This window comes from Aestuariibaculum sp. M13, assembly GCF_024723255.1.
Taxonomy (GTDB): domain Bacteria; phylum Bacteroidota; class Bacteroidia; order Flavobacteriales; family Flavobacteriaceae; genus Aestuariibaculum; species Aestuariibaculum lutulentum.
In genome coordinates, this window is sequence record NZ_JANIAC010000002.1 from 111,762 (window position 1) to 132,165 (window position 20,404).

The 20,404-nt window shown below is 31.7% G+C and carries 18 protein-coding genes; 14 read left to right on the top strand and 4 right to left on the bottom strand.

What is annotated here, in order from left to right; genetic code table 11:
- Window positions 1-5 precede the first annotated feature (5 nt).
- The 14 genes from NO995_RS07630 to NO995_RS07695 all read left to right on the top strand — a co-directional run bounded on the left by NO995_RS07630 (window position 6) and on the right by NO995_RS07695 (window position 16,749).
- The gene (locus NO995_RS07630; protein WP_258226989.1) at window positions 6-998 is read left to right on the top strand and encodes an efflux RND transporter periplasmic adaptor subunit; all 993 of its coding nucleotides are present in this window, start codon (window positions 6-8) and stop codon (window positions 996-998) included.
- Window positions 999-1,057: 59 nt separating this feature from the next.
- Window positions 1,058-4,165 (top strand): efflux RND transporter permease subunit, encoded by a 3,108-nt coding sequence (locus NO995_RS07635; RefSeq protein WP_258226990.1) that lies wholly within the window; start codon window positions 1,058-1,060, stop codon window positions 4,163-4,165.
- On the top strand, window positions 4,152-5,669 hold the full coding sequence (locus tag NO995_RS07640) for a TolC family protein (RefSeq protein WP_258226991.1): 1,518 nt from the start codon (window positions 4,152-4,154) through the stop codon (window positions 5,667-5,669). Before NO995_RS07635 ends, NO995_RS07640 begins: the two co-directional genes overlap by 14 nt.
- A 559-nt stretch (window positions 5,670-6,228) precedes the next feature.
- On the top strand, window positions 6,229-6,600 hold the full coding sequence (locus tag NO995_RS07645; protein ID WP_258226992.1) for a hypothetical protein: 372 nt from the start codon (window positions 6,229-6,231) through the stop codon (window positions 6,598-6,600).
- 2 nt (window positions 6,601-6,602) lie between these two features.
- Entirely contained in the window at window positions 6,603-7,880 is a 1,278-nt protein-coding gene (locus NO995_RS07650) for a 6-bladed beta-propeller (protein WP_258226993.1), read from the top strand.
- Window positions 7,877-8,473: a hypothetical protein gene (locus NO995_RS07655; RefSeq protein WP_258226994.1), complete on the top strand. Its 597-nt coding sequence runs from the start codon at window positions 7,877-7,879 to the stop codon at window positions 8,471-8,473. The genes NO995_RS07650 and NO995_RS07655 overlap by 4 nt, the downstream gene beginning before the upstream one ends.
- A 454-nt stretch (window positions 8,474-8,927) precedes the next feature.
- Window positions 8,928-9,197 (top strand): hypothetical protein, encoded by a 270-nt coding sequence (locus tag NO995_RS07660; protein ID WP_258226995.1) that lies wholly within the window; start codon window positions 8,928-8,930, stop codon window positions 9,195-9,197.
- Between the two features lie 19 nt (window positions 9,198-9,216).
- On the top strand, window positions 9,217-9,504 hold the full coding sequence (locus tag NO995_RS07665) for a hypothetical protein (protein ID WP_258226996.1): 288 nt from the start codon (window positions 9,217-9,219) through the stop codon (window positions 9,502-9,504).
- 62 nt (window positions 9,505-9,566) lie between these two features.
- Window positions 9,567-10,637 (top strand): TolB-like 6-bladed beta-propeller domain-containing protein, encoded by a 1,071-nt coding sequence (locus NO995_RS07670; protein WP_258226997.1) that lies wholly within the window; start codon window positions 9,567-9,569, stop codon window positions 10,635-10,637.
- Window positions 10,638-10,641: 4 nt separating this feature from the next.
- Window positions 10,642-11,229, top strand: a complete 588-nt coding sequence (locus NO995_RS07675; RefSeq protein ID WP_258226998.1) for a hypothetical protein — start codon at window positions 10,642-10,644, stop codon at window positions 11,227-11,229.
- A 215-nt stretch (window positions 11,230-11,444) separates the two neighbouring features.
- Window positions 11,445-12,611, top strand: coding sequence for a signal peptidase I (lepB, locus tag NO995_RS07680; protein ID WP_258226999.1), 1,167 nt, complete (start codon window positions 11,445-11,447; stop codon window positions 12,609-12,611).
- Between the two features lie 13 nt (window positions 12,612-12,624).
- On the top strand, window positions 12,625-15,825 hold the full coding sequence (locus NO995_RS07685; protein ID WP_258227000.1) for an efflux RND transporter permease subunit: 3,201 nt from the start codon (window positions 12,625-12,627) through the stop codon (window positions 15,823-15,825).
- A gap of 337 nt (window positions 15,826-16,162) precedes the next feature.
- Complete coding sequence (locus NO995_RS07690; protein ID WP_258227001.1) at window positions 16,163-16,462, top strand: type II toxin-antitoxin system RelE/ParE family toxin; 300 nt, start codon at window positions 16,163-16,165, stop codon at window positions 16,460-16,462.
- A gap of 2 nt (window positions 16,463-16,464) precedes the next feature.
- Window positions 16,465-16,749 (top strand): addiction module antidote protein, encoded by a 285-nt coding sequence (locus NO995_RS07695; protein WP_258227002.1) that lies wholly within the window; start codon window positions 16,465-16,467, stop codon window positions 16,747-16,749.
- Between the two features lie 260 nt (window positions 16,750-17,009).
- Here NO995_RS07695 and NO995_RS07700 read toward each other — a convergent pair whose 3' ends face one another.
- The 4 genes from NO995_RS07700 to NO995_RS07715 all read right to left on the bottom strand — a co-directional run bounded on the left by NO995_RS07700 (window position 17,010) and on the right by NO995_RS07715 (window position 20,355).
- Entirely contained in the window at window positions 17,010-17,852 is an 843-nt protein-coding gene (locus NO995_RS07700) for a universal stress protein (protein ID WP_258227003.1), read from the bottom strand.
- A gap of 32 nt (window positions 17,853-17,884) precedes the next feature.
- Window positions 17,885-18,733 (bottom strand): universal stress protein, encoded by an 849-nt coding sequence (locus NO995_RS07705; protein WP_258227004.1) that lies wholly within the window; start codon window positions 18,731-18,733, stop codon window positions 17,885-17,887.
- A gap of 381 nt (window positions 18,734-19,114) precedes the next feature.
- Window positions 19,115-19,501: a hypothetical protein gene (locus NO995_RS07710; protein WP_258227005.1), complete on the bottom strand. Its 387-nt coding sequence runs from the start codon at window positions 19,499-19,501 to the stop codon at window positions 19,115-19,117.
- Window positions 19,502-19,506: 5 nt separating this feature from the next.
- Window positions 19,507-20,355, bottom strand: a complete 849-nt coding sequence (locus tag NO995_RS07715) for a universal stress protein (protein ID WP_258227006.1) — start codon at window positions 20,353-20,355, stop codon at window positions 19,507-19,509.
- Window positions 20,356-20,404: the final 49 nt, after the last annotated feature.

Consider the following 20,404-nt stretch of genomic DNA (forward strand, 5'->3'; position numbering starts at 1 on the left):
CAGTATTGGATAAAAAAAAATATAGTGTCAATAAAAATGAAGTTGATGTACAAATTTTAAAACAACAAGCATTTAAAAAGGAGTTGGTAAGTAACGGTAAGTTAGTGGCAATTCAAAAAAATGTTTTAAAATTTGAGGTTAGTGAGCGTTTGGAACAATTAAACGTAAAAAATGGAGATATGGTTAGAAAGGGGCAATTATTGGCTGCTTTAAGACCTTATAATTTCCAACAAGAACAGGATAAAGCGGAATCCAATTTGCAAAAGGCCATTTTAGATTTTAAGGATCAGTTATTGGGGCGTGGTTACGATTTTGATGTAAGGGATAGCATACCTGATAAAATATATAATATGGTTGCTATTAGGACAGGGTATCGTGATGCACAAAGACAATTAGAGGAGGCCAAACATAATTTTAATGCTTCAAAGTTAATAGCCCCTTTTTCTGGTAGGGTAGCAAATATTGAAAACAAACAGTTCGAACAAATAAGTGCAGGAAGGGATTTTATGACCCTTATAGACGATTCTGTGTTTGAAGTAGAATTCTATTTAATAGAATCAGAAATTAGTGATGTCAAGGTTGGCGATCAGGTTGAAATTATGCCCTTTTCCAATGAAAAATCCTATCAAGGTAAAATATCAACTATTAATCCTTTGGTTGAGAAAAACGGTACTATTTTGGTAAAAGCTTCGGTGAAAAACGATGGACAATTAATGGAAGGGATGAATGTTAAGGTATTGATTCAAAAAGATATTCCCGAACAATTTGTTGTGCCCAAAGATGCTGTGGTTTTACGTCAAAATCAAGAAGTATTGTTTAAAGTGGTTAATGGTAAGGCCTATTGGACTTACGTGATGACACCCCACGAAAATAGCAAAAATTATAGCGTCATACCAAACCCTGATAAAAGTTCAGCTACACTAACGGCGGGAGATTCCATTATTGTTTCCGGTAATTTAAACTTGGCGCATGATAGTGAGGTTTCTGTAAGGAAATAATTTGTAATGTCCTTTCCTGTTCACCAAAATAATAGGACTTCTTAAAGTCAACAATTTAAATGGTAAAATTTTTAATCCATAGACCTATTGCGGTATTAATGACGGTATTGGGTGTTTTAATCCTGGGTATTTATGCAGCAGGCTTTATCCCAGTTTCCCTAATGCCAGATATTGATATTCCGGAAATAACCGTTCAGGTGTCCGATGCGAATCTGTCAGCAAGACAGTTAGAAGATGGTATCGTAAAACGATTGAGGAATAACCTAAAGCAAGTAAGTCATGTAAAGGATATAAAAAGTGAAACTACCAATGGTTTGGGCATAGTGAGCCTAAGTTTTGTGCACGGTACAAAAATAGATTACTCCTTTATGGAAGTTAATGAAAAAGTGGACCGTTTAATGGGAAGTTTGCCCAAAACCATGGAACGCCCAAAAGTCTTAAAAGCCAGTGCTACCGATATTCCTGTATTTTATTTAAGTATGACCTTAAAGGAAAAGCGGGAGAATAAAAACCTCGATAAAAACCTATATCCTGTATCTCAAGATTTTGTTGACTTTAACCGGCTTGTTAACCAAGTTATAATAAAACGCATAGAACAGGTCAATGAGGTAGCCATGGTGGATATAAGCGGATTAGTTACTTCCGAAATCTTGATTATACCAGATAACGAAAAACTATTAGCTTTGGGCCTTAGCCTGGATGAATTGGAAAATACTATTACAAGAGCCGATATAGATATTGGTAACCTTTCCATAAAAGACAGTCAATACCAGTATAATATCCGTTTAGGCAGTGAAGTAACCAATATTAGGGATATACAAAACCTGTATATAAAAAAAGATAACCGAGTTTACCAATTGAAAGATATTGCCCAGGTACTGGAGCATCCCCAAAAGCGGAAAGGTTTGGTGCTCTCCAACGGTGAAGAGGCCATTACCATGGCCATTATCAAACAGCATGACGCCAGAATGGGTGATTTAAAAGAACAACTGGATGGGTTGTTGAAACAATTGCGTAAAGATTACAGATCCATTGACTTTAAGGTGACCCGGAACCAAACAGCATTGTTGGATTATGCCATAAGCAACCTAATTCAAAGCTTGTTTTGGGGCGTGATGCTGTCATTTGGGATTATGTTTTTGTTTTTAAAGAATGTAAAAGCCCCCATTTTAATAGCTCTGGTAATTCCCGTTTCATTGGTTGTGTGCCTATTGTTTTTTCAGGTTTTCAATATTTCGGTAAATATTATTTCGCTTTCAGGTTTGGTGTTGGGCATAGGTTTGATGATAGATAATTCTATAATAGTTATAGATAACATAACACAATTTAGGGAAAGAGGTTATGGTTTGTCGGAATCTTGCGCATCGGGGGTCAATGAAGTGTTTCGACCCCTGCTCAGTTCTGCACTTACTACCTGCGCTGTTTTCCTTCCCTTGATATTTATCAGTGGAATAACAGGCGATTTGTTTTACGATCAGGCCATGGCCATAAGTATAGGTCTGTTCGTGTCGCTATTGGTGTCCATAACCTTGCTTCCCGTGCTTTATTATTTGTTCCATAATCGAAAAAATATAAAAAAAGGAAGGCTAACAAGGTTTTTGGAAAAGACAACCCTTATTGATTATGTTTTGGTTTATGAGAAAGGATTTCGGTGGGTAATGCGTAACCAAAAAGTGTCATGGGTTGTTATTGTTTTCTTATTGATGTTGGCTTTTGGACTTTACAAGGTGCTTCCCATATCGCAAATGCCTAAGCTATCTAAAACGGACACTTTAGTAAAAATCGATTGGAACGAACAGATTAATGTGGATGAAAATAAAAGTAGAATATTCGAAGTACTTAATGCTGTGGACGGATTGGTTAAAGATAACACTGCTTTGGTAGGAAGCCAACAATTTATACTGGATAAAAAAACGCTTGCAAGAACTTCTGAAACTACTCTTTATTTGGATACAACTTCTCCAGAAATTCTTTATGAAATATTTAAAAAATTAAGTGATTTTTTTAAGAATGTTTACCCTAAAGCGTTATTTAAATATGAAGAGACCGATAATATTTTCAATGCTATTTTTCCTGAAGAAGAAGCACCATTGGTTGCTAGGCTTCGAAATATAGGAGGTTTAAAAACCCAGGAAAATGAACAATTGAAAGAGGTTTGGAGTCAAATACAAAGGAATATTGATGGTGATTTAGAATTAAAGCCCATTGCGTGGCAGGAATCCATGGTCTTGGTGGCAGACCGGGAACGCTTGTTGACTTACGATGTTGATGACAGGACGCTATTCAATACCCTAAAAAGTGCTTTTGGCGAACGGGTGGTTCTTTCCTTAAGAGACAACCAAAATATTGTGCCCATTGTTTTGGGAGGTGAATTAAAATCCGTACAGGATGTATTGAATGAAACAACTGTAATTTCGAGAGATAGTGCAAGAATTAGCACAAAGGAATTTTTGAAGGTTTCCAAAACACAGGAACTGAAACGCATAGTAGGTGGTGCTGAAGGGGAGTACTTTCCGATTGAAATATTTGCAGATAGCGGTAATGTCGAAAACGTACAAGGTGCTATAAAAAATACCATAAGCCAAAACAAATGGTACGACGTTACCTTTTCGGGAAGTTTTTTTGATAATAAGAGCATGTTAAACCAGCTTATTATAATCCTGTCTATTTCATTGGCACTCCTCTATTTTATTTTAGCTTCACAATTTGAATCGTTTTTATTGCCCCTGATTATTTTGTTGGAGGTACCCATAGATTTGGCCGGGGCTTTTTTGTTTCTCAAGCTTTTTGGAATGGGAATCAATCTCATGTCGCTTATAGGTATGGTTGTGATGTGCGGTATTATTATAAATGATTCTATTTTGAAAATAGATACTGTAATTCAGTTACAGCGTCAGGGCTATTCTATACTAAAAGCATTACTTGTAGCTGGTCAACGACGATTGAAACCTATTTTGATGACTAGTCTAACAACCATTTTGGCAGTAGTCCCTCTACTCTTTTCTACTGGAATGGGAGCTGAATTGCAAAGACCATTGGCGGTTACGTTAATTGGTGGTATGCTATTAGGGACTTTGGTTAGTATTTATTTTATTCCGTTATGTTATTATTATACTCAAACCAAACTATTAAAAACAACTAACAAATTTGTTGATGACAACGTATAAATATAAAATAGAAATTGTGTTTGTCTTACTAGGGTTAATACTATTTAATAACAACTTGAATGCCCAAGAAGATTTGTTAGTTTCTAGTAAAGGCGAAATTACTCTTAAAGAAGTTTTGAAAATAGCCAGTAAAAGTTCGTTGGATGCCTTTAAGGCAAAACGGAAGTACGAATATAGCTATTGGGATTTCAGGTCATTCAAGGCCAGTGTGTTGCCCCAGATAGATTTTAATACGGCACCATTAACCTATAGGAGTTCTGTAATAGAACGTTACGATTCTAATTTAAACCAAGATGTCTTTAGACCTGTGCAGAGTTTAAATTCCTATGCAGGCTTGTCGTTAAGCCAGAATATATTGCAGACTGGAGGACGGATTTCGTTAAACTCAACGTATAACAAGCTGACAAATTATAACGATGGCATAACCAATAGTTATAACGTAACCCCAGTAAATATTGCTTTATCGCAACCGTTAATGGCCTTCAATAGTTTCAAATGGTTGAAGCGAACGGCTCCTTTGGAGTTCTCAAAATCCCAGAAGGAACTGGTTTATGAACTGCAAAGTATCAATGTAAAAACCGTAAGCTATTTTTTTGCATGGGCTTTGGCAGCCAAAAAGGTTGTAATGGCAAGAGAAAACCTTGCATCGTCAAAAAAAATGTATGGAATTGGAAAAAAAAGGTATGACATAGGGAGTATCGAAAAGGAAGACCTTTTAAATCTTGAATTGCAACTATATAATGCTGAGACTAACTTGACCATAGAAGAGAAAAACTTAATTCAGGTTAAAAACAATTTGACCATATTTTTAAGGGATGATTTAGAGAATTATAATGTGCCTGTTCTTCCGGAACTAATATCAGATTTGAAAATAGATTTAGATTCTGCCATAGAGCTTTATAAAGAAAACAATCCCCAAATGTTGGATTTGGAAATCAATAATATTGAGGCCGAGCGCGATTTGGATCGTGCCATTAAGGAAAATAGATTTGATCTGTCCATCTCAGCAAGTTATGGTTTGAACCAACAGGCCGATGTGTTTGCCGATGTCTACCATAATTTACTGGAGCAACAATTGGTGTCCGTAAATTTTAGAATACCCATATTGGATTGGGGAGAGCGAAAAGGCAACATTAAAAAAGCCAAAATGAACAAAGAGGTGCAGGAAATAGACAGGCAACAGGAAGAAAGTAGGTTAATTCAGGATATTGAAACCAAGGTGAGGGATTTTAACCTACAGGAGCAACTCGTTCAAAACGCTTTAAAGGCTTCGGAAATTTCAAAGGAGTCATATATCATAACAGAAAAGCGTTTTTTGGCGGGCAGGGTAGATTTGCTAAAGTTAACGAGTGCATTAAATGCTTGGCAATCCAGTAATGAAAGCTATATGTCCAAGCTTGCGAATTATTGGCGGTATTATTATGAATTGCAACAATATACCTTGTATAACTTTATGGAATCGAGAGCGGTGCAAATTGATATAGAAAAAGGAATTTTAGACTAAAACTTGTTATGACCTATCTAGAAAGAAAGGAAAAGGAAAAACATCTGCTATATTTAATAGAACATAAAAGATTGTGTGATTTACAGAAGGTAGCGGAAGATTTTGAATGTAGTGTTCGAACAGTCAAGCGGATTCTAAATGGTTTAAGGCATGAAGGATATCACATAAAATATAGCAGAAAATCTGGGTGTTATTTTATTGAAAAACAGTAAAGTGACAAAATTTGTCCATGGGAGATTTTATTATTGTAAGATAATAATTCAAAAAGTAAATACCTCTGGGTTTAAAAAGTTAAAATAGCAAAAAATGTATAACCTTTAAAATGAAAGCCTATGTAATATAAACTAACCGCACCTAGAGGGTAGATTTATGCCTGCTTAGGCATAAATATTATGAGTTGAAACCTGAAATTCAAATGTAATATTAAAAATCTATTATAACAACCAAAAGGGATTCGGTTGGTTGTGTTTTCAAAGTGGCATGACTCTTTAGACTTTTAATAGTAAATAAATTTAAAGGACGTTTGGACCTTGAATAATTTTTAAATTAAAATAGTATAATGAAAAAAACAATAAAAGTAATTGGATTTCTGGCAGCAATTGTGCTGTCAATGTTCTTAAACACAAATGCAATTGAAAGTAGATCTGAAAAATTTAATTTAGCTGATGCCATATCAATGATTTCTGCTAATGCTGAATGTAATTGGTGGGACCCCGGTTATCCTAATTGTGAACCAGAGCCTTATGGAGAAGTAGAAGAGCCATATGTTGATCTTTGTTATTATAGTTTACAAGATCCTGAAAATCCAATGGTATGGTATACTTATTCATATCAGGGAGAAGGGATTACGTGTGAAGATGCTCAAACTATGGGACCATTATATTGTGAGCCTAAACCAGCTTGTGATCCAGAAGATAACCCAATTGTTTAAGGATGGATGTAAATAAAAAAAAACACATATTAAAGCTTTCATTTTTTGTATTTACTTTATTCTTTAATTGTACAAATGAATCAAAAAATAATGTTTCATTAAAAAGTATTGGTGCAAGTGGTAGAAATAAGCAAATAAAAATAAAAACTGAGGCCGTAAAACTCTTGGATGTAAATAATAAAGGAGCTACAAAAGTTGTTATTCCTTCTGATGTTTTTAATTCCAATATTGAATTGAATGGTATAATTTATAACATTGACTTAATTCCGTTAGAAACGACTTCAGAGAGTATTATAGGTAGTATTCATAATATATTATTTGATTCAGATTCTTATTTTATTCATGATATAAGGAATAATAAATTGTTAAGGTTTAGTGAAAACGGTAAGTTTTTAAACTCAATTGGCACAATAGGTAATGGACCTAATGAGTTACTTAGAATAAGAGATGTAGCTATTAACACTGAAAAGAAATTTATCTCAATTTTAGATTCCAAATCAAGAAAAATATGTAGGTATCGCTACTCAGGTGAATTTATAGATTCGAAGCCCTTTTATTACATGGTTTCTGAACATGAGTACGGCAATAATTCTTTGGTTTTTGGAGCCTCCATAGCACAAAAAAATAAAGGTATACCATTGGTTGAGTCTTTCAGGTTGATATTAGCAGATACTAACGTTATTCCTCTAGGTAGAGCTTTTAAAACTCCTGAAAATTCATTTATCTATGCAACGAAACGTCCTCTTCGTAAATTTAATAATAGTATTTATTATCATCAACCTTTTTCAAACGGTATATGGAAAGTTGAAGATGGGGTCTTAATTCCAGTAATTAAGTTTGAATTTGAAAAAAATGGATTTCCAGATGGGGTATGGAAAAAAGAAATTAGTACCAAAAAATTTAAGAGCATTCTTGATAAATATATGACATTCTCTGGAGAATTTATAATGTCTGATAGTATTTACTTCTTTAGATTTTTCAACAAAGGAGAGGTTTCTGACTTGTATTATAATAAAGAATCGGAAGAAATAATTTATGGAAAAGGTATAAAAATCAATAAAGATAATCCAGAAATGGTATTGTACAGAAGCCCTATAGGGATTGGAAAGAACAACTCTTTTTTTACAAAAATTGAGGCAATGAGTTTGTTTTCTTATAGGCAGGCAGTTGAAGAAAAAGAAATAAAAAACACACTTAAAACAAAATATTGGGAAGTAATTAAAGATATCAAACAAACCGATAATCCATTAATCGTAACGTATAAAATAAAAGATTTTTGAAAAAAAGATATAAAAATTATTTGATTTATAGCCTTTTCCTGTTATCGATGGGTTTTTTAGGAATAATTTTTATTTTAATAAAAGAGAATAAAGATCAATCAATTAGATATGCCGAAAAAATTGAAAAATTAAGCACGAGAGTGTTACTGCAATCTCATTATTCGGGGCATATTAAAATACCTGAAAATAATAAACTCCAAACTGTTGAAGGCGACTTACAATATTTTGCAAAGGTGTTTTCAGAATTAAATCTTGTATTATATATAAGTTCAAATCAATGTAATTCTTGTATGAATGATGCTATTGATAAAGTTGAAACATATTTAAAAAATCATCCAGAATTTAAATATGTAATTATTTCAAAAGGCTTTAGTTTAAGGGAATTAAAATTAATACAGACAGTTAGAGGTATCAATGCAGAGATCTATTCTCTAACCAATGTTGAACTTTCTTTTTTTAAGAAAATGGATGATGTGCAATATCCATATTATTTTACAGTAAATAAGAATTTAGAAATTTCAAACATATTTTTTCCAATCAAATCGTCTTCAATATTAGAAAACCGATATTTTAATAAACTCAAGTCTAAGTGATTTATTTTATACTAGACTCGTAACAAAAAGCGATGATATCTAATTTAAGCTTGAAGGGAATCACAAGGGCACAATATTGTTTACTGTAGGGCAAAACATAAATGTTGTGTAAAAAATAGTATAAGAACAAAATTTGTCCCAGCGACTTGTTTTATTTACCAAATGAAAGATAAAAACCTCTGGGTTTTCAAAAGTTAAAATAGCTAAAAAATGTATAACCTTTAAAATAATGCCTATGTAACATAAACAATATACCCAGAGGATAGGTTTGTTTTCTTTGTAAAAGGATTATTTTTAATTAAATCCATAAATTTCAAAATTAAGAATTAAATCTATCACAACAACTTAAAAGTTTAAGTTGTTGTCATGTTTTATAAAGTAGCATGTCTAGAGACTTTTTGAAAATAATTACCAAATTAAGGGATTTTTTCCAGTAATATTAAAACTTAAAACAATGAAAAAAACAATAGTAATAGCCTTTGTTTTCATTTTTGCATTAGCCATTTCTTTTACAACGAATGCTAATGGAGGTAACTTAACTGAAAATTTAGACCTAACTGACTTATTGACTCTAAACACAGCAAATGCTGAGTGTGAGTATAAGAAAAATGGAACTTGCGAATTTAAATGTGATGATACCCCTAATGAAACCTGTAAGGGAGAGGCTACTGTAGCAGGTTATAAGACTAGAGTAACCTGTGATGGCAAAGAAGTAAGTTGTTAATAATTATATATTTTTAAATATGAAAACAATATTAAGTCTAATTGGAATTGTATTATTAGTTGTATCATTCTCTTTTGGTACTGAAAATAGAACTAATGGGGATATAAACTTAACTGATCTAGTTGGTATTAATACTGCCAATGCTGAATGTGAAGTTGAAGTGAAAATTGGCATATTCTGGAAAACAGTATTGAAGTGCGATGATACCCCTAATGAAACATGTACCTTTGAACATACTGATGAAGACACAGGAGAAACAACGACGTTTTCTTGTTCAGGAAAACAAACATATATCTATCAACCTTAAATAAGCAATTACCACCTCCTTGCATATATAATTGTTTGGAGGTGTTTTAATTAAAAAATTATATGAAACAAACTAGTCTAATGTTTTTTCTTTTTATTTTAAGCATAAGTTGTAATAAAAAGACAGCTTCAAATGAAAGAGATATTTTTTCGCGAGCTGACTTTAATGAAATAGATTCTTTAACATCTGAAACAGTTAAGTTTAACAAATCTTTAAACCCTTCTTCATTCAATGTTGTAAAGGATACAATAATTTTATCTGTTGATTTAAAAGCAAGTAATAAATGCTTTATTGAACTTTTTGGAATCCAATCTAAAAAATTGTTAGCAAAAGTAGCTTTCAAAGGTAGAGGTCCAGGTGAGTTTTTAAGTTGTAGAGTTATATATAACAATGCAGAAGATGCTTTTATTGTTCATGACTATATCTCCCATAAGTTTGCAGAATATGCAATTGATTCTATCTTACAGAACAATAAGTATTTCCCTAAACAAATTAAATTACCTACTGAGGTGGAAAGTCTGAGCAAAATTGATGATGGTAAGTTTATAGTATACAACGATATGTATATTGACAATAATAAAATAACAAACAACGTAGATGAAATTTCCTTGATAGATTTATCAAAAGATAACACGTCATCTATTGTTACAGGTAATGAAAAGTTTTTCCCTCCTAATGTTAATGGCGCTTATGTATTAGTGTCTCCAAAAAAAGATAAAATTTTTGTAGTGGATCATCATGATGACAATATTAATATCTACAATAACCAGTTAAATCTGATTAAATCACTAAAAGGACCTGATCAATTTCAAATAGAATATCAGATAATTGATAATAGACGTTTAAGTTTTAAAAAGGATGAGTATTATAGATCTTATTACCCAAGTTATTACACGAAAGATTATATCTATTTGTTATATGTTGGAGCTAACAGAATTAGTAGTAATATTAAAAAGTTAGACGCAAAACCTGTAGAATTATTCAAATTAGATTGGAATGGAAATCTTTTGCATTGTTATCAATTAGATAAATTTCTTATTAATATTTCTTTAGACAGTAACGAGCAATATTTGTACGGTACAGTTTGGCATAGTGACGGTAAATCACCAGATTTAGTGAAATATAAACTTTAATAAAATGGGGTCACATATATATATAAAATTAGTAGGTCTATCTTTATTTTTCACAATATTATTTGTGGGTTGTGAGAATACAAATAAAAATACAAATCCTACTTCTGATTTGGAATATTTGTTACCGCAAAAAGAATGGATAGGAAGAAAAATAAATATTAATTCTTTTTCTAAAATGGATACTATTTTTTGTTCTGAAAGATCTTCTTTAGAAAAAAATGAAACCCATAATATTGTATATTATTTTAATGGGGAATGTTCTTCATGTATAGCAAAATTAGCAGAGTGGCATAAGGATTTTATTAAAGTAAAAAAAAATAATGAAGATGTCAAATGCACATACGTTTCTTTTGGAATAGATTCTGATATATTGCAATATTATTTAGAACAATTAAACGTTAATTTAAATCATTGCTTATTACATGACAAAAACAAACAGATATTAAAAAAAAATGACCTCCTTAATAAGAAAAAGTTATATACCTATGTATTACTGTTAGATGCACAAGGTAAAGTTATGGCTTTTGGAAACCCCTTTGAAGCTAAAAATGTTATGGATATTTACAAAAAAAATAGAGTTTTTAAATTGTAAATTTTATATGCACACCCCCATTACTATAGACCTTAAAGTTATTCGAAGTCATAGCAATAAGTTAGATTTCCGTATTCTATAGTAAATCCAACTAAAAATCGTTATGACATCAAGAATACGAACCTAAAGGCTATCTTCTCGCAATACTTGAAGGTGATTTGTCAAAAATGATTTTTCAATTCAGATATTATTTAAATTAAAATGAGAAATACTACATGAAATTGGAAAAGATAAAAAAGAAATATCTAATATTATTAGCTATATTATTAGTTGTTTTATCAGTTTTAAAACTATTCTGGTTAAGCATCGCTATACTGATACATATACTATTATCGTGGGGTATTAATTATGTAATAAACCTAATAAAATATGAGGTTGTAAAAAAGCTATGCAAAATTGTATTTTTAATTTTAATATTTCTTTATGTAGGTATTGGTATTCGCGTGTTTGTAATAGATATTTATTTAATACCAAGCCCATCCATGGCAAACACTCTGTATCCACAAGATGTTATTTTGGTAAATAAGTTAAAGTATGGCCCTAATTTACCTCAATCACCCTATGAAATCCCGTTGGTAAATATTTTTTATTATTTAAATGATAATTCTAAAAAAACGGTTAATCGTAAAGTGTGGCCATATAAACGCTTATCGGGCACAACCACTATAACTCAAGGGGATGTGGCTGTTTTTAAAAATAGAGCAGTTTTGGTAAAGCGAGTTGCTGCTATTGCCGGAGATACGCTTAAAATAGTTAATGCAGAGGTGTATTTAAATAATAAATTGATAGAGCCACAAAAACATGTACGTAACTCTTATGTGTTTAAATTAAACAAACCCAAACAGTTTTATCGGGCTATAGATTCTTTAAACATTGAAGGCCGTTTTTTTTCCATAAATGATTTTAATTGGAAACAAGCTGAACTATACTACTTGGAGGCTAAACAGATTAAACAGTTGAACAGTATTGATTCTTTTTCCGTAAAAGTGGCCGATACACCTATTAAGGCTAAAATGTTCCCATGGTATAAAGATAAGAATTGGACATTAGATAATTATGGACCCATTATTATACCTAAAAAAGGTATGGAAATACAACTTAACGATGATTCTTTCGAACTGTATAAATACATTTTACAAACCTATGAAAATATCGATATAAAAAAACAAAATGATAACTTCTATGCTAATGGCAATGTGTTGACCAAATACATTTTTAAGCGAAATTATTATTTTATGTTGGGAGACAACAGAAACGATTCAAGGGATTCCAGGTATATGGGTTTTATACCTGAAGAAAATATTATTGGTAAAGTGTCATGTATATTGTTTTCCAATAAAGATGGGTGTTTTCAATGGAATCGTTTGTTTAAAGGTGTTTAAAAAGAAATAAGGTATGAAGTTTAAGTTACCGTCGTTTACAGTGTTAACCCTTTTTTGTTGCCTTTCTCTTATTGGGTTGAGTCTGTTGCCTTTATTAAATGTGCAATTAAAACCTTCCAAGCAAAAACACTCCTTGTACATAAGTTACAGTTGGAGAGATGCTTCAGCTAAAGTAGTTGAGCAGGAGGTGACCTCAAAACTAGAAGGGGTTTTTAATACGGTGGGTGGTGTTAGAAATATTAACTCTACCTCATTTAAAGGAGGAGGTAAAATTTGGTTGGATTTCAAAAAGAATTCCGATATGAATATGCTCCGTTTCGAAGCTGCCAATCTCATTCGCCAAATATATCCTAATCTACCTGAAGGGGTCAGCTATCCCAATCTTTCAGGTGATTTTCAAGACGATGAGGAAGATGCCAAAAAGGCCATTTTATCCTACAGTATCAATGCCCATGAAAGCCCATATTATATAAAAAAATATGTTGAGGAAAAGCTCATGCCCCGTTTAACAAACTTAAAAGGGGTGAACGAAGTGCGATTAAACGGAGCAACCTCTTACGAATGGGTAATCGAGTATGATACCGATAAGCTTCTACAGCTCAATCTATCGGTCAATGATATTGCTGAAAGTATAAACACCTATATCGGATACCAGGAATTGGGGGTTGGGGACTATTATGTTGATGAAACTTCGAAAAAAGAGCAGGTTTCAGTTACGTTGGTATATAACACCTTAGATGAAATAGAATGGAGCCATATCCCCATACGTAAAATTGGAAACAGAATAATCTATTTAAGGGATGTGGCTCAAGTGCGTTTTAAAGAAGCGGAAGTTAGAAATTATAACCGCATCAATGGCTTGAATTCGGTATCCATTGTTATCTATTCAGACAAGGGGAGTAATACTATCGAGTTGGCAAAACAAGTAAAGGGAGTCGTTGAGGGGTTGAAGATGGAAGTGGGAAATGATGGCTATTCTTTAAAATTAACTAATGATGCTTCAGCGTTTTTATCGGAAGAAATAAACAAAATAGAAGCTAGGACTTGTTATTCCCTATTGATTTTATTGTTACTGATTATTCTTATCAATAGGAGCATTAAATATCTAACCGTTTTATTTTTAAGCATCCTGGTTAATCTATCCATAGCGGTTATTTTCTATTATATTTTGGATATAGAATTACACATTTATGCTTTTGCAGGTATAACCATTTCTTTTGGAATCATAATAGATAATAGTATCATTATGATTGACCATTTAAGGAACAAAAAGGACAAAAAGGCTTTTTTGGCTATCTTGGCAGCCACTTTAACTACCATTGGTGCGTTGACAATCATTTTCTTTTTAAAGGAAGACCAACGCATCAACTTAATTGATTTTGGACTGATTATGGCCGTTAATTTAGGGGTGTCGTTGTTGGTGTCGCTGTTTTTTGTTCCTGCATTGATGGAGCGTTTAAAGTTTCAAAGCAAAAAGAGTAAATTCTCCATTAAACGTAAACGAAGAATCATAAAATTTACAAAAGGATATTATACACTCTCTATACATCTAAAAAGAAAACCAATAAGACTGGGTTTAATTTTGCTTTTGATTTTGGGCTTTGGTATACCATTGCATTTAGCACCTGATAAAATTAAGGGTGACTCTTTTTGGGTAAGCTTGTATAATGATACTTTAGGTAAGGAATGGTTTGTTAAAGAAGTAAAACCAACGTTGAAAAAGTTTATAGGTGGTTCGTTACGTTTATTTACTGAAGAAACTTTTGCCAATTCTTACAACACTGAGCCAGAGGAGACCATGCTGAGAGTGACAGCCAAAATGCCACCGGGGTGTTCCATTGAACAGTTAAATGAAGCAGTTGTAAAAATGGAAAATTTGATTTCTAAATATGATGAAGTGAGATTATATGAAACCAATATATACAATCCACAAAATGCCATAATACGAATTTATTTTAAAGACGAATTTGAGTTTGGAAGTTTCCCTTATACTTTGAAAAGTTTATTGGAATCCAAAGCTATAAGTTTAGGGGCTTCCGATTGGACGGTTTCAGGTGTAGGCCGAGGGTTTTCCAATACTTTAGGAACAGGATATAAGAGTCAACGGATTACCTTGGAAGGCTATAATTATGATAGGTTGTATGGCTATGCAGAAGAATTGAAGAAACAACTTGTAGATAGTTCGATGTCCAGAATTAGGGAAATTGAAATTCAAAGTGGCGGCCACTCAACAACAAATTTGGATGAATATTATCTGAGTTTCGATCCTGAAAAAGTTGCTGAAGTAGGAATTTCCCAGTCTAGTATATATGGCTTTTTGAAGAATCAAGTTTATTCCAATAATATTGCAAGTATTGTTAACCATGATGAATTACAATCGGTAAAGTTAGTATCAAATAATTATAAAAAGTTTAATGTTTGGGATTTGAGTAATGTTCCCCTATGGATTCAAAATAAGCAGTACAAATTAAACCAATTGGCAACCATTGAAAAGCGCAATACAGGAAATATAATTTCTAAAACTAATCAAAAGTACAGTTTGAATTTGACATATGATTTTATTGGAACATATCAACTGGCTAAAAAAGTAAAAGAGGACAATGTTAAAAGTTTCGAGGGGAAATTGCCCATAGGTTATAGTGTGGGAAAATCGACAAAAAACAACTGGGATAAGGACGGTGCAAATCAATATTACTCACTATTTATTGTCGTATTGATTATTTTCTTTATTTGTTCCATTTTATTGGAATCCTTAAAACAGCCTTTTGCAATAATAATGATGATCCCCATTTCATTTATTGGTGTTTTTTTAACTTTCTATCTTTTTGATTTTAATTTTGACCAAGGTGGGTATGCGTCATTTATTTTACTATGTGGGATTAGTGTAAATTCGGCACTGTATATAATCAACGATTATAACAATCTATTAAAACAATATCCAGAAAGAGATGTGAAATTATTATACTTTAAAGCATTCAATTACAAGATAATCCCTGTCTTACTTACAATAATATCTACGGTTGTGGGGTTAATTCCTTTTGTTTGGAATGGGCAAAATGAAGGCTTTTGGTTCTCGTTTGCTGTTGGGTCGATTGGAGGGTTGATTTTTTCTTTGGTCGGTATCTTAGTTTATTTACCTGTTTTTGTTTTAAAAGATTATAGAAGTAAAACTCATAAATATAAAGTAGTTGAAATTCATAATGGGGATATTTAGTTTTATTAATCATTTGCAGAGGTATGTTGTGTTTCTATTATATAAAACAAATGATCCTTAAAAGTAATTAGTTGTGTGCTGCTAAATTATTAAATAAAAACAGGCTGGACTTGCAATATAGAAAGTCGGTAATTTTTCTAAGACCTATACTATATTTTTAAATTGATAAAATTCTTGTGCTTCTTGATAGAAGTTTATATCATAAAAGGAGCGTCAATGTTTCCTTTTGTGTCATTTTTATCTTTGCAGTTTTGTTACCTAAATTTTATATGAATTACAAATTGGTTAACATCAAAAAAAAATGTATATTTGTATCCAAATGAATACAATTTAATAAATGTACTTTATTGAGAAAACTTCAGAGTTCGATAAATGGTTAAGGAAACTAAAGGATATTAAGGCTAAGGCTAAAATTTTATTCAGGATTCAAAAATTAGAGAATGATGAACATTTTGGAGATTGTAAACCTGTTGGAAATGGTATTAGTGAATTAAGAATAAATTATGCCAAGGGATATAGGATTTACTTCAAAGAAAAGGATGGAAAAATTATAATACTTTTGGTAGGCGGGGATAAGTCAACTCAGCAAAAGGATATTGAAAAAGCAAAAGAGATTTGGAATAAATTAAAAGACTAAAAATGGAAGCATCAAAATTTGATATTGCAGATTACTTAGACAGTAATGAAATGATTGCTGAATATCTTAATACAGTACTTGAAGAAGGAGATAACACAGATGTTATTATCGCTTTAGGGCATATAGCAAAAGCCATTGGTATGTCTAAAATAGCTGAGGAAACAGGGTTAAGTAGACCAAGCCTATATAAAGCATTATCTGAAGGAGCTAAACCTCAATTTTCAACGATAATGAAAGTATTGAAGGCTGTAGGAGGTCAGATTAGAATTAATCCGATTTCAGCATAAAAAATGTAAATCATATAAAGTCTATTGTGATTAATAAGATTTCTGTAATTTTATAATAGAGCAATAATTTTAGTATAAATACAAACAAAAGTTCCTGTCAAATAAGTTACTTATTCGGTTACCAAAGGTTAATTGGAGTCTGAAACTTATTGATTTCACAACATAAGTTGGGATTTTAGGTCTTCCTGCCACCCCGACAAACAACGCCTGATGAATTTCATCAGGCGTTGTTATTTTTATGAAGCTGATAAAGCCAATTGTTATAGTTTAGCAGGAATAACCAAAAAAGGAACATTTAAGTGAAACCCTATTTGGTTTATGGTGGATTTAAAGAATAGATTTGTAAAGAATGAGTGTTTGTTATTTAGCATGACTAATAAATTAATTCTGTTTTTAAGTTGAAAATTTGAAATACCTTCCTCAACAGTTTGTTTATCTACTTCATGAATTAAGTAGGTCGCATCTTTAAAATGATTTTTAAGAGCTTCTTTATTTTCTTTTTGATATCCAGCCAAACCGTATCCATCGAGTACGTGAAGGATATTAACACAAGTATGATCTAATGAAATTAAATCCAAAATGGGTTTTATATGTCGTTCTTCATATTCCACGCCATAATCTGTTGGGAACAATACTTCATGAAGTTCTTCAAATTCAAATTCACTGGGAATAGCCAGCACCGGACATTTTACGTGTTTTAAAACATGTACGGTGTTAGACCCAAACAGAATGCCTTCGACACCTGTTGCTCCCTTGGTGCCCATAACAACATAGTCTATGTGTTTGTCTTTTATAATATCATTGATTTCTGAAATTAGAGTGTTAAAGGCGGCAATGATTTCTATAGTGTGTTTAGGATTATCAAATTCGTTTTTTATTCGAGTTTTAAAATCTTCCAGACCATGAATCGAATTGTCTCTAATAGCGTCGTACATCCCAAATTGAGCTGGCTGAACTAATACATATTCAACATGATAAATAGCAGGTGTGTATATGTTTAATAAATAGAATGTACAGGTTTCATTTTTAAAAAGTTGCATGGCATACTTTATGGCATTCCATGAGTTCTCGGAAAAATCGGTGGGAAGCAGTATTGTTTTCATGACTTTAGTTTTATTTAGTTAGCTGTTATTCGTTAGTAGCGTTTGATGTTTTGCAAGGCTAAAAATGGAATATCTAAGTTTAAGCCGAATTCATCTATGGCAGATTGGTATATCATATTTTCTAAAAATGAATGTCTCGTATTTACCATGACTAGCATATTAATGTCATTCTCTTTTATGTGTTGGTAAATTGAATTTATAATATGTTTACTATTAGCTATTTTAAAATTAAGGGTGGTTTTATGTAACTCTTCTTTTATAAATTTTTGATTGTCTTTTTGTCTTAAGGATAGTTTGTCGCTAACAGATATATAAAGTACATCAACTACAGCTCTATAAGTTGATGCCATTTCACAAAGTAATTTTAATTCTCTTCTTTTATATGGAATTAAATAGTTGGTAGGAAAGAGTATATGTTTAGGTTGTGTGTATTTATAGTTTTCAGGAATGGCTAAAACAGGGCACTGCACGTATTTTATAACTTGTAGAGTATGGCTTCCAAAGGTTATTTTTTTATCATTAGTTTTTCCTTTAGTTCCCATGATAATAACATCAATGTTTTTATCATCAACAATAGCGTCCATTTCGTCTATTAGCATATTATTTGCTGAAATAATATTATAAGTATGTTTTGGATTAGGAGAGATGGTTTTAATGGTTTTTAAAGTGCGTTCTAAGGAAGTTTTCGATGAGTTGCTTACGGTTTCAGTTACCTTTTCTACGTTGCTTTCATCAATTAGATCTTCAGACTCATATATTTCATCTTGATAAGCGTGCATTATATAAAATTCACTTACCTCATATTTAAATAGGTCGATGGCAAACTTTATAGCATTGAATGCATTTTCAGAAAAATCGGTAGGAATTAATATCTTTCTCATCACTTTAGGTATTAGTATTTAAAAGTAATTAGTACAGGGAGTTGATGCAATGATATTTATCAGATGGATTTAAAAAAAGGGAATGTTTTTAATAAAGAAACATTCCCTTTTTTCATCGCAAATCCTCAAGAAAGCGAACTGATCAATAGCCAATTTGAAACTAAAAGAAACAGGACGTTTTAACTTAACGGCCTGTTTCTTCTAAAGATTTAATGCTAAGCCTTGATTTTTGGCTTTCAACAATATGTATTTAGATTTTATAACTTGAAAAGCATTAAACCGTTTGTTGTTTTAGTTTGTCATTAAATAAATGAACGTTTTATGGTGTCGAAGATATTTTAACTTTTCAGTTTTAAAAATGATATTTATCAGTCGTTAAAATTATAACGGAACAACATTATAAGCCATGTTTAAAAGAAATAATCCAACAAGAAATAAAAGCGTGTAAATAAGTTGAATAAGTTTAATGTTTATGATTTGTAATACGTAAACGGTTTGCTTTGGAAAAATAAAAAGCGATAATCCAATAAAAATGGAAAACCAGCCTGTAAGTGTAATGATTAACGTCCAGTTTGGTTCCCATATGTTATGAAAAAGGGTGTTTACTAAACCTACAAGAATGGCTATAAAAGATGATAGAATGAGAAATTTTTCATCTTTCAAATCGCTGAAAATTTGTTTAATGCGTTTCGGGTTGAAACTCAATATCAGGAAGAATATGATGAGATACCATCCCCAGAATTTTGCTAATAAAATTGAAGTTTCCATAATATTTAAGGTGTTTCATGTAATACTAAAAATGGTATTTTTAAATGATAGCTTAATTCTTCAATTTGCGAATGAAATAAGATTTGCTGAAAATAGTTTAAGTTTTTGGCTACCATACAAATCATATTGATCTCTCTGCTATCAATAAAGCATTGTACAGCATCTTCTAATTTCCTGTTTGTTAAGTAGTGAAAACTAGATTCGATACAGGTAAAGTAATCTTCAAGCAATTCACGGTTTTTTAATTGTTCAGCATTTAAATCGGTTTTGTTTTTACTAATGTGTAATACGCGAAGAGATGCTTCGTTGTGTTCTAATATATCTAATAGTGGTTGGAGAATTTGAATGTTATAGGTTAGTGAAAAATCTGAAGGAAAAGCAATTTCCTTTATGGTGTTAAACGTTGCTTTTTCGGGAACTGTTAAAACATTACATTTTACTTTTTTTATAACATCTCCTGTATTGCTTCCCATAACAATCTTTCTTAAACCATCGGAGCCTTTTGTACCCATAACAATAAGGTCTATATTTTTTTCTTCAACATGTTTCCGAATAGAGTCAATAAAGAAATTATAGTCAAACAGTGTATGGAATTTATGATTGGTGTTTGCCGGGAGTTCTGTTATTATACGTTTTAAAATGCTATGTAATTTTTGTTTAGTTGGTTTTACATAAACATCTTCTAGCACCTCCTCTGAAACGATATAAGGGGAGCCATTCATGTAATTCTCGCCAACTCTGTTAACATGCAGTAAATAAAAATGACATGTATCTTTTTCAAAAAAGTTAATAGCATACTTTATGGCATTCCATGAGTTCTCAGAAAAGTCCGTTGGTAAGAGTATATTTTTCATTTTAACAACATCTTAATATGTCTAAATTACAATGAAGATGTTGTTGCTA

Coding starts and splice junctions, on each gene's coding strand:
- NO995_RS07690 (WP_258227001.1), top strand. CDS start 16,163: ATGTACTTTATTGAGAAAACTTCAGAGTTCGATAAATGGTTAAGGAAA.
- NO995_RS07705 (WP_258227004.1), bottom strand. CDS start 18,733: ATGAGAAAGATATTAATTCCTACCGATTTTTCTGAAAATGCATTCAAT.
- NO995_RS07675 (WP_258226998.1), top strand. CDS start 10,642: ATGGGGTCACATATATATATAAAATTAGTAGGTCTATCTTTATTTTTC.
- NO995_RS07715 (WP_258227006.1), bottom strand. CDS start 20,355: ATGAAAAATATACTCTTACCAACGGACTTTTCTGAGAACTCATGGAAT.
- NO995_RS07650 (WP_258226993.1), top strand. CDS start 6,603: ATGGATGTAAATAAAAAAAAACACATATTAAAGCTTTCATTTTTTGTA.
- NO995_RS07660 (WP_258226995.1), top strand. CDS start 8,928: ATGAAAAAAACAATAGTAATAGCCTTTGTTTTCATTTTTGCATTAGCC.
- lepB (WP_258226999.1), top strand. CDS start 11,445: ATGAAATTGGAAAAGATAAAAAAGAAATATCTAATATTATTAGCTATA.
- NO995_RS07695 (WP_258227002.1), top strand. CDS start 16,465: ATGGAAGCATCAAAATTTGATATTGCAGATTACTTAGACAGTAATGAA.
- NO995_RS07645 (WP_258226992.1), top strand. CDS start 6,229: ATGAAAAAAACAATAAAAGTAATTGGATTTCTGGCAGCAATTGTGCTG.
- NO995_RS07640 (WP_258226991.1), top strand. CDS start 4,152: ATGACAACGTATAAATATAAAATAGAAATTGTGTTTGTCTTACTAGGG.
- NO995_RS07700 (WP_258227003.1), bottom strand. CDS start 17,852: ATGAAAACAATACTGCTTCCCACCGATTTTTCCGAGAACTCATGGAAT.
- NO995_RS07710 (WP_258227005.1), bottom strand. CDS start 19,501: ATGGAAACTTCAATTTTATTAGCAAAATTCTGGGGATGGTATCTCATC.
- NO995_RS07665 (WP_258226996.1), top strand. CDS start 9,217: ATGAAAACAATATTAAGTCTAATTGGAATTGTATTATTAGTTGTATCA.
- NO995_RS07685 (WP_258227000.1), top strand. CDS start 12,625: ATGAAGTTTAAGTTACCGTCGTTTACAGTGTTAACCCTTTTTTGTTGC.
- NO995_RS07670 (WP_258226997.1), top strand. CDS start 9,567: ATGAAACAAACTAGTCTAATGTTTTTTCTTTTTATTTTAAGCATAAGT.
- NO995_RS07635 (WP_258226990.1), top strand. CDS start 1,058: ATGGTAAAATTTTTAATCCATAGACCTATTGCGGTATTAATGACGGTA.